9 protein-coding genes and 1 riboswitch are annotated in these 9557 nt (G+C 37.4%); of the genes, 4 read left to right on the forward strand and 5 right to left on the reverse strand.

Annotation, left to right across the window (positions count from 1 at the left end):
- Nucleotides 1-38: 38 nt before the first annotated feature.
- The gene (gene auxA, locus HMPREF2846_RS11710; RefSeq protein ID WP_057510558.1) at nucleotides 39-1352 is read right to left on the reverse strand and encodes a lipoteichoic acid stability factor AuxA; all 1314 of its coding nucleotides are present in this window, start codon (nucleotides 1350-1352) and stop codon (nucleotides 39-41) included.
- A 234-nt stretch (nucleotides 1353-1586) separates the two neighbouring features.
- A riboswitch (TPP riboswitch) is annotated at nucleotides 1587-1689 on the forward strand.
- A gap of 105 nt (nucleotides 1690-1794) precedes the next feature.
- Between auxA and HMPREF2846_RS11715 the strand changes: the two genes are divergently transcribed.
- The 4 genes from HMPREF2846_RS11715 (at nucleotide 1795) to HMPREF2846_RS11730 (ending at nucleotide 5040) form a co-directional block, all read left to right on the forward strand.
- Nucleotides 1795-2370, forward strand: a complete 576-nt coding sequence (locus HMPREF2846_RS11715; RefSeq protein WP_070626689.1) for an ECF transporter S component — start codon at nucleotides 1795-1797, stop codon at nucleotides 2368-2370.
- A 12-nt stretch (nucleotides 2371-2382) separates the two neighbouring features.
- Complete coding sequence (locus tag HMPREF2846_RS11720; protein WP_070626690.1) at nucleotides 2383-3792, forward strand: ABC transporter ATP-binding protein; 1410 nt, start codon at nucleotides 2383-2385, stop codon at nucleotides 3790-3792.
- On the forward strand, nucleotides 3785-4579 hold the full coding sequence (locus HMPREF2846_RS11725) for an energy-coupling factor transporter transmembrane component T family protein (RefSeq protein ID WP_002480506.1): 795 nt from the start codon (nucleotides 3785-3787) through the stop codon (nucleotides 4577-4579). Before HMPREF2846_RS11720 ends, HMPREF2846_RS11725 begins: the two co-directional genes overlap by 8 nt.
- Before the next feature lie 236 nt (nucleotides 4580-4815).
- Nucleotides 4816-5040 carry a hypothetical protein gene (locus HMPREF2846_RS11730; protein ID WP_002480505.1) on the forward strand — a complete coding sequence of 75 codons (225 nt, stop codon included), beginning with the start codon at nucleotides 4816-4818 and terminating at the stop codon, nucleotides 5038-5040.
- Between the two features lie 144 nt (nucleotides 5041-5184).
- On the opposite strand, the gene purD is transcribed toward HMPREF2846_RS11730, so the two are convergent.
- Genes purD through purM form a run of 4 tightly spaced genes read right to left on the reverse strand, consistent with a single transcriptional unit; the run spans nucleotide 5185 to nucleotide 9556 of the window.
- Nucleotides 5185-6432, reverse strand: coding sequence for a phosphoribosylamine--glycine ligase (gene purD / locus HMPREF2846_RS11735; RefSeq protein ID WP_070626691.1), 1248 nt, complete (start codon nucleotides 6430-6432; stop codon nucleotides 5185-5187).
- Nucleotides 6433-6456: 24 nt separating this feature from the next.
- Nucleotides 6457-7935, reverse strand: coding sequence for a bifunctional phosphoribosylaminoimidazolecarboxamide formyltransferase/IMP cyclohydrolase (gene purH, locus HMPREF2846_RS11740; protein ID WP_060803899.1), 1479 nt, complete (start codon nucleotides 7933-7935; stop codon nucleotides 6457-6459).
- A gap of 17 nt (nucleotides 7936-7952) precedes the next feature.
- Nucleotides 7953-8519 (reverse strand): phosphoribosylglycinamide formyltransferase, encoded by a 567-nt coding sequence (gene purN / locus HMPREF2846_RS11745; protein WP_023015953.1) that lies wholly within the window; start codon nucleotides 8517-8519, stop codon nucleotides 7953-7955.
- Complete coding sequence (purM, locus tag HMPREF2846_RS11750; RefSeq protein WP_060803898.1) at nucleotides 8516-9556, reverse strand: phosphoribosylformylglycinamidine cyclo-ligase; 1041 nt, start codon at nucleotides 9554-9556, stop codon at nucleotides 8516-8518. The genes purN and purM overlap by 4 nt, the downstream gene beginning before the upstream one ends.
- Nucleotide 9557 lies beyond the last annotated feature (1 nt).

The raw sequence follows: 9557 nt of genomic DNA on the forward strand, positions 1-9557 counted from the left end.
CTCAAATCCATTAAAAAAGCCGAGGAAACTTAAGTCCCTCAGCTTTTGTGTGTTTCTGCTTTAGCTGGCGTACGTAATTGAATAATAAACGCAATCGTAATCGCCACAAGCATAATAAATAAAATCGGTGTAATAAAAATGGATAATAATAATCCATGAATCATAATATTGACAAATTCTGTCAACAATTTAAAGAATAAAATACTCACCATAAACAACTGCGCATAGTACAATTTACCGCGTAAGAAATGCGTCAATGTTGTAATGATATAAGCGATAATCACAAGCAACAATAAGAAGAGTGTAATCCACTCGATTACATATGATGTTTGTGATAATTCCCAATCACCTGACATAAACAAGCCATTACGGTTGTTTAATTCTAGTAAGGTAAATAGGAATAAAATCGCACCGCAAATCAATTCAACGATACCCGGTTTAATCCATTTTGGACGACGCATCCAAGTTGGGAAATCGTCTTCTTGCAGATTGACTTTATCTTTAACTGCTTTTTTGAAACTATCTCGTTTTCTTCTGATTTTCTCTAAATCAATACTTCTGCGTGTTCTGTATGTCAATTCTTGTGTACGTTCTTGAATTTCACGCAGCTGTTCTTTCGTTTGGCTAATTGTGCCGTTCTTGTCTGTACGTGAATACAACATTTCTTCGCCTAATTCTGCTTTAGTTAGCGGTAATGATCTTCTAAGGAATAAGAAATTCCAAATAGACATTTGACCTAAACACCACATGACAACGAAGAATGCGTTGACACTTAAAATATCAATTAACGCAATTTCATGACTTTCGATTCTGCCATATAACGAAATTTGAGAAATTAAATAACTGATTCCGTACGTACAGATAATCCATAGATAGTGCTCTTTTTGGTGCGCACTGTTCAACTCATCCTTGTACACAATGTATCCGATATGCACAATAAACGGAACCACGAATACAATCGCAAAGAAGCCGTAAACTTGTGTCATAAAGACGATTGTGATGAGGAAGAAAAAGATTCCTATTATAAGGAAGAAAATTGAGATATCATAATCATATTTTGTAGTCATAAATAATAAATAGCCAATCCATAGCAATGCAACACCGAACAAGATAATCAAGATGGCGCTGACCACTGGGAAATGACCAATAAATTGACTCATAATCCGTATTATTTCAACAAAGAAAGCATTGATGAAATCCCACACATTATTAATATGTATGTCAACCTTGCTCCCCTTCGCAAGTTTATGGATAAATGATAGATTGAGTAATACAATGATTCCAATGAAAAGTGAAACAATGCCAATAATCAAACTATAAATGATTTCAGCGTGCTTCTTTATATACGACATGTTTTTCACCTCATAGTTATTATATATGAACAATTCCATTGTGTCTTTAAAAATTAAAGTAAATCATTCTATGGTAGTATATTAGACTCAGACGCTATGCTCAATCCTAAAAACACAATTTAACGTAATCTTAATGTGATCTTGCCTTTTTCATACCCGTTCTCTCTGGCTTAAATCTAAAATCACCTTGACAGAACCTATGAAAAAGCATACATTTAGTATAAATCTAATAAAGAAATACACTAGGGGTGTTTCGAACTGAGATGAAGCACAAAGCTTCAAACCCTTCGAACCTGATCTAGCTGAGACTAGCGTAGGAAAGTGTAAAGAATGAACTGGTTTAGGATTTCAGGGTAGAACCAGGGTATTCTGATGCTTATTTTCACGCTGCTTGCTAGACAAGTTTGCGTGTTTTTTTGTTTATATAGGAGGAATTGACATTATGTCTAAAGGACTTAAGCTTTCAGATATCTTAGTCACTGTGTTAATCGCAGTTATCTTTGCTATCATTTACAACATTTGGAACTTAGTGTATAAAGCCATGCAAGTGACTGGCTTACACTTAGAAGAATTATCTTACGGTATGTGGTTTGCAGCTGCTGTTGTTGCTTACTTAATCATTCCGAAAGCCGGTATTGCACTGTTAGCTGAATTCGCTGCTGGTGCTGGGGAAACAATTGTTATGGGACGCTTTGATATTGCGACAATTGTTTACGGCTTACTACAAGGTTTAGCGTGTGAAATTATTTTTGCGATTTTCCGTTATAAATCACGCAAATTAATGGTAGCAGTGCTCGCTGGTTTAGCAGCCGCATTAGTTACTTTCCCTATCGACTTCTACTATGGTTATTTAGGTGAAGTTGCTGGATGGAACTTATTCTTATATGTATTCTTCCGTTGTATCAGCGGGATTGTACTTGCTGGGATTTTCCCATATTATCTTGTCAAAGCTCTGGATCAGACTGGGGTTACAAAGTTATTCCGCCCTGCTTCCAAAAAGGTTTATGACAATTTGTAAGGAGACATAAACGTGTTACTTGCTCAAAATTTACGACTTAAATATCCAAATGCACCAGATAAAATATTTGATGGTTTAGATATAGAAATACCTGATAAACAAAAGGTCTTATTACTCGGCCCTTCAGGCTGCGGTAAAAGTACCTTACTCAATGTATTAAGTGGCATTGTGCCGAACCTAATCGAGCTTCCAATGAAATATGACGCATTAGAAGTCGATTTAAATAGCGGCGTCATCTTCCAAGACCCAGACACACAATTTTGTATGCCAAAGGTTTATGAAGAACTCGCATTTGTGTTAGAAAATAAACAAGTGCCGAGAAAAGAGATGGACGCTTTAATTCAACAAGCATTAGCATCGGTCGACTTAGACGTTGGTCCTAAACAAACGGTTCAACAATTAAGCGGCGGTATGAAACAAAAATTAGCAATTGCTGAAACGGTGCTTCAAGAAGCAGATACATTATTCTTGGATGAACCGACTGCCATGTTAGATGTGGATGCGACAGAAGATTTATGGAATCAAATTAAAGACATGTGGCAAGAACAAACTGTCTTGATTGTAGAACATAAAGTGGAACACATTTGGGAACATGTGGATCGTGTTATTTTAATGAATCATCAAGGAGAAATCATCGCGGATGATACGCCTCAAGTGATTTTACACCAACACGAAGACTTGTTGACTGAATATGGAGTATGGCATCCAAAGGCTTGGGACCATGCACCTAAAGCTGAATTATTACCGAATAAAGACATAACGTCACGCTTCAAATATGAAAATGGCGAAGTCATACGTGGTAAGAAAACACTCATTCAAGTACCTGAACTCACAATCGGCGATGGTGAGTGGATTACCATCACAGGTAAAAATGGTGCAGGTAAAACCACTTTACTTGAGTCTATGATGCAATTGATTAAATATCGCGGAGAGATGTCTTATGATGGGCAACCGCTTCATAAAATTAAAGAAGCAGCAAAGCATATGTATCTGGTTTATCAAAACCCAGAACTGCAATTCATTACGAATTCTGTTTATGAAGAAATCTTTATCAACTTCAGCGGCGAAAGCGCTAAAGCTGAAACTGAAAAACTGATTGAATTATTGAATTTAGAAGCAGTTCGTGATCAACATCCCTTCGAATTATCAATGGGTCAAAAACGACGTTTAAGTGTTGCGACTGCTTTAAGTTCACGTGCTGACATTATTTTACTTGATGAACCAACATTTGGTTTAGACAGTCACAACACGTTTAATTTATTAAATCTTTTCCAACAACGTGTTGCACAAGGTCAAACGATTATTATGGTTACGCATGACCCACATATCATTGAACGTTATCCGACAAGACGTATCGAATTACGTGACCACATGTTATGTGAAGATGTGCTATTTGAAATGGAAGGTGAAACAAATGTATGAAGCATGGAAAAAGTATTTCACCTTCGTAGATGAAGTTAATATTATCACGAAACTTGGTTTAGGTATTTTCTTATTCTTCTTTGTGATTTTCATTCACAACTTTGATGTGATGATTTACCTAACCGCCTTGATGTTTTTATTCTTACTGATTTTCGGCGGTATGAAATTGAAGGTCACTGCCCTATTCGTACTTTACACTGTGATATTCAGTATCATCTCAGCACTCTTTATGATTTTCTACGGAGATGGTACACATACCCTATTTAAATTAGGCTTTATTCATATCACAACTGAAAGTTTAGTGAGAGGACTGCATTTATCTATGCGTACGGATACCGTCACATTCTTCGGTATTGTGATGGCCTTTACGTCTCAAATTGTGATGATCTTCTACAGCCTGATGCAGCACTTGCGTGTAAAACCAAAAGTAGCCTATGCGTTTATGGCTGCCATCCGTATGGTACCGTTGATTATCAGTTCATTCATTCAACTACGTAAATCATTGAAGATGCGTTATCGTATGGTGGATAAATCAAATTATCGCGGTTTCAAGCGTGTGAAACATTTAATTATTCCGTTGTTAAGTCAAAACATACGAAAAGCACATCAACTTTCGGTTGCTATGGAGAAAAAAGGATTTAAAGATGGTAAAAGAACGTATTATTACTACGCACCATTTAGTTATCGCGACATCTTATTTATCTTATTATTCGCGGCGATATTAATTATTTCTGTAATGTTAGCTCATTATTTACCAATTACAGGAATTACTGACGTACGTGGTTGACACAAGCATTTATAGTTCTTAAAATTTTTATCGGGCTGTGGTTGTCGAGCTGCAGCCCAACCAATATTTACATTTTCATTCATCCATATTTTTCCCAGCAGTGAACGGTCACCGATTCAACCGTTTACTGCTTATTTTTTATTTAACAAATATTATCGTTTAATTAAGTCAAAAGTCATATACATGTTATAATTGAAATAATCAGATTCACACAGAAAGATTGGGGGCAAAATTTCATGAAAAAACGTAATGATGCATACGAAAAAGGCTATCAACAAGCCGTCAAAGAAATTGAAACCATGTCAAAACTCAAAAATAAAAAGCGCCGTTTAAAACGTTACATTAAGAGCCGTAAACGTTCTTGGCGTTTCCATCAATTATTCAAGAGACGCAGCTCTCGCTACGTTTCTGGATATAAACAAGCTTATATTGATATGGCGAAATCATTGCCTGAAGAGTAAGGAAGTTCTGCTTCCTTGCTTTTTTATTTTGTCCCTACAATTTCATAATTAGAAGATACACGGCTTAACAATAATTTTTCTGCATACCAAAAAACAGCCATTACACAATGTACGGCTGTTTTTGTATGAATCTATTCTTTTAAATTACGCTTCATGTTTGATTGCTTTATCACTGATGTCACGACGATAGAATAAACCTTCACTATCAATGGCATCTGCTTTTTTATAAGCATTTGCTTTGGCTTCTTTAACTGTTTTGCCTTCACCGATCACTAAGATAACACGGCCGCCAGAAGTAACGTAATCGTCGCCTTCTTTTTTCAGACCGCTGACAAATGTAAGTCCATCTAAATCAAAGCCACTGACTTTCACACCTTTTTCATATGAGCCAGGATAGCCTTTAGACGCTAACATCACGCCTACAACAGCTTCGTCTTTCCATTTGTATTCAATCGGTTTACGTGCTTCTAGGTCTAAAATGTGCTGCATTAAGTCGCTTTCCATACGTGTTAAAAGCACTTGTGCTTCAGGATCTCCGAAACGTGCATTAAACTCGATAACTTTCGGACCTTCATCAGTTAAAATTGCGCCAATATAAAGCACGCCAAAGAATGGATAGCCTTCTTCTTGCATTGCTTTCGCAATCGGTTGCGCAATTTCATCATTTGTACGTTTTAGTACATCTTCTGAAATATGAGGCACTGGGCAATACGCACCCATACCGCCTGTATTTGGTCCTTTATCGCCATCATATGCACGTTTATGGTCTTGTGCAATCGTATCAAAAGGTACAGCATAATCGCCATTCACAAAGGTCATGACAGAGTATTCTTCGCCTTCTAAGAATTCTTCGAATACAATTTTGCCTTGTTCTTCAGGATACAGTGTTTCGACTGCTTCTTTCGCTTCATCACGTGTCATCGCGATAATAACACCTTTACCTGCGGCAAGACCGTCTTTTTTCAAGACAACAGGAATCTTGCAATCTTCTACATATTTTAATGCATCAGATTTAGAATCCACTTCTACATATTCTGCAGTTGGGATGTCATATTTTTCCATAATACGTTTCGCAAATGATTTTGAACCTTCAATTTGTGCTGCTTTCGCACCAGGACCGAAGACTTTCACACCCGCGTCACGTAATTTGTCGCCTAACCCTTCAGTTAAAGGTTGTTCTGGACCGATGACTGCCCATTCAACTTCATGATCTACCGCAAATTTTACAATGTCATCATGTGCAGTTTCAGTAATTTCACCGTGCACTTCAGCGACAGTTTCCATTGCTGCATTTCCAGGAATTGCATACACTTGGTCAACAAGTTCAGATTGATTTAATTTGTGCACAAGGACATGTTCACGTCCTCCGCCTCCGATTACTAATACTTTCATCTTTAGCATTTTCCTCCTGAATGATTAATGTTTGAAGTGACGTACGCCAGTCATTACCATCGCAATGCCGTGTTTGTCTGCCATATCAATAGAATCTTGGTCTTTAATAGAACCACCTGGTTGGATGATCGCTTTGATACCTGCTTTTGCAGCTAATTCTACTGTGTCATCCATTGGGAAGAAACCATCTGAAACTAATGCTACATTGTCATTAATTTCAATTGCACGTTCAATCGCAATTTCTGCAGAACCGACACGGTTCATTTGACCTGCACCGATACCTACAGTTTGATGGTCATTACTTAAGATGACAGCGTTACTTTTAACAGCTGCTACAACTTTCCAACCTAATTCCATTGCTTGCCATTGTTCTTCTGTCGGTTCAACTTTAGTCACAACTTTCATGTCATCACGTGAAATTGTTTTTGTATCTTTATCTTGAACTAAATAGCCACCTGATACAGATACAAATTCTTGTTCATCGTGATCCACTGCCATATCTACTTCTAATAAGCGAATGTTTTTCTTTTGAGTTAAGATTTCAAGCGCTTCATCTGTAAATGAAGGTGCAATCACTACTTCTAAGAAGATTGAATGTAATTTTTCAGCAAGTTCTTTTGAAACTGGACGGTTAACCGCAACAATACCGCCGAAGATAGATTGGCTATCTGCTTCATACGCATTTTGATATGCTTCTTCAATTGATTCGCCAACACCAACACCACATGGGTTCATATGTTTAACCGCTACTGCAGCTGGTTCTTCGAATTTTTTAACTAATGCTAATGTCGCATCAGCATCTTTAATGTTGTTAAAGCTTAATTGTTTCCCGTGTAATTGTTTAGCGCCTGCAATCGTATTGTTCGCATCTGATGTACGTACAAAGTAAGCAGTTTGTTGAGGGTTTTCACCATAACGTAATTGTTCTTTATTTTCTTTGAAGAAATTCACAATCGCATTATCGTAATCATTTGTATGTTCAAATACTTTAATCATTAATGATTTACGGAACGCTTCGTCTAATGTATTATTTTTAAGGTGTTCAATGACTGCGTCATAGTCAGCAGGATCTACCACAGTTGTCACATGCTTGAAGTTTTTCGCAGCTGCACGTAACATTGTCGGACCACCGATATCAATGTTTTCAATCGCATCCATTTCAGTTACGTCAGGGTTTGCGACAGTTTCTTTAAATGGATAAAGGTTCACGACAACCATGTCGATAAGATCGATGCCTTTTTCTTTTAATTGTTGTAAATGTTCAGGTTTATCGCGATCAGCTAAAATACCGCCATGTACTGCTGGGTGTAATGTTTTTACACGGCCATCCATGATTTCATCAAATTTCGTTAAATCAGAAACTGATTTTACAGGAACACCCGCTTCATCTAATGCACGCTTTGTGCCGCCTGTAGAATACAACTCATAGTCTAATTCAACTAATGACTTCGCGAAGTCTACAATGCCAGTTTTGTCTGATACACTTAAAATTACTTTTTTCATGTTAGAAATTGCCCCTCTTATCGAATAATTTTTGCGATGACTCTAGGATAAAGTTCATATTCTAAATTTTTAATACGTTCTTCTAGTTGTGCTTTTGTATCATCTGGATAGATGTCGCATTGACTTTGTTCAATGATTTCACCTGTATCCATGCCACTGTCTACATAATGAACAGTAGAACCTGTCACTTTATCTCCACTTTCAAAGGCTTGACCAATTGCGTCAATGCCTTTGTATTTCGGTAATAAAGCCGGATGAATGTTTAAAATACGGCCTTCATACGCATTCAATAAATCTGGACCGATTAAACGCATATAGCCTGCAAGTATAATCCATTCCACTTCTTCTTCTTTTAACAATTCTAATAAACGTTGTTCATAATCGCTTTTAGAATCAAAAGTTTTAGGAAGTGTCACATGGACAGGAATGTTTAATTTCTCTGCACGTTCAATCGCGAATGCATCGTCGTGATCAACATAAAGCGCTGTGATTTCAATATTATCTAATCTGCCGTCTTGAACTCGTTGTGCAATATTTTCAAAGTTGCTGCCAGAACCTGACGCAAAGATGGCTACTTTAGTCACGCTTTAACCCCCGTTAACTCGATAGGTTCTTCTTTACCTTCAACGATTTTACCGATTTTGAACGCTTCAACATTTTGACCTTTTAAGATATCTAATGTTTTATCTGCGTCCGCTTCATCTACAACTAATGTGAAACCAATACCCATGTTGAAGATATTGTACATCTCTTCAGTTGCGATTTTGCCTGCTTCTTGTAACCAATCGAATACTTTAGGTGTATTGAATGATTGAACGTCAATTTCAGCAGTGACACCTTCAGGTAAAGCACGTGGAATATTCTCATAGAAACCGCCGCCTGTGATATGTGTCATCGCATGCAATTTCACTTGTTCTTTCACAGCTAATACAGGTTTAACATATAAACGAGTCGGTTCTAAGAAAGTGTCTAAATACGTACGACCATTATCGAATTCAGCATTTAAATCAACACCTGATTCTTTAATTAAATGACGTACTAAGCTGTAACCGTTAGAGTGAATACCGCTTGAAGCTAAACCAATAATTACTTGTCCTGGTTTAACTGTTGAACCATCGATGTATTCATCTTTTTCAACTGCGCCCACTGCGAAACCAGCTAAATCGTATTCACCTTCGTGGTACATTTCGCCCATTTCAGCAGTTTCACCGCCGATTAAAGCTGTATTTGTTTCTTCACAACCATCGCTGACACCTTTAACAATTTGTTCGATGACTTCAGGTACAACTTTGTTTGTTGCGATATAGTCAAGGAAATAAAGCGGCTCTGCACCTGTTGTTAAAATGTCGTTGACACACATAGCCACTGCATCGATACCGATTGTGTCATGTTTGTTGTGATCAATCGCAAGTTTCAACTTAGTACCTACACCGTCTGTACCAGAAACTAAGACAGGTTTTTGCATGTTTAATTGTGATAAATCAAACGCTGCACCGAATCCTCCTAGTCCACCTAGTACTTCTTTACGCATTGTACGTTGCACATGGCTCTTCATTCGCTCAACTGCTTCATATCCAGCATGAATATCCACACCGGCATTTTTATAAGAATCTGCTGCCACA

Source organism: Staphylococcus sp. HMSC056G08 (genome assembly GCF_001812305.1).
In the GTDB taxonomy this organism is placed as follows: domain Bacteria; phylum Bacillota; class Bacilli; order Staphylococcales; family Staphylococcaceae; genus Staphylococcus; species Staphylococcus simulans.

What these genes read in the sequence shown, in the direction of transcription:
- auxA (WP_057510558.1), bottom strand. Translation starts at nt 1,352, where the DNA reads ATGTCGTATATAAAGAAGCACGCTGAAATCATTTATAGTTTGATTATT.
- HMPREF2846_RS11725 (WP_002480506.1), top strand. Translation starts at nt 3,785, where the DNA reads ATGTATGAAGCATGGAAAAAGTATTTCACCTTCGTAGATGAAGTTAAT.
- purH (WP_060803899.1), bottom strand. Translation starts at nt 7,935, where the DNA reads ATGAAAAAAGTAATTTTAAGTGTATCAGACAAAACTGGCATTGTAGAC.
- HMPREF2846_RS11730 (WP_002480505.1), top strand. Translation starts at nt 4,816, where the DNA reads ATGAAAAAACGTAATGATGCATACGAAAAAGGCTATCAACAAGCCGTC.
- purD (WP_070626691.1), bottom strand. Translation starts at nt 6,432, where the DNA reads ATGAAAGTATTAGTAATCGGAGGCGGAGGACGTGAACATGTCCTTGTG.
- HMPREF2846_RS11715 (WP_070626689.1), top strand. Translation starts at nt 1,795, where the DNA reads ATGTCTAAAGGACTTAAGCTTTCAGATATCTTAGTCACTGTGTTAATC.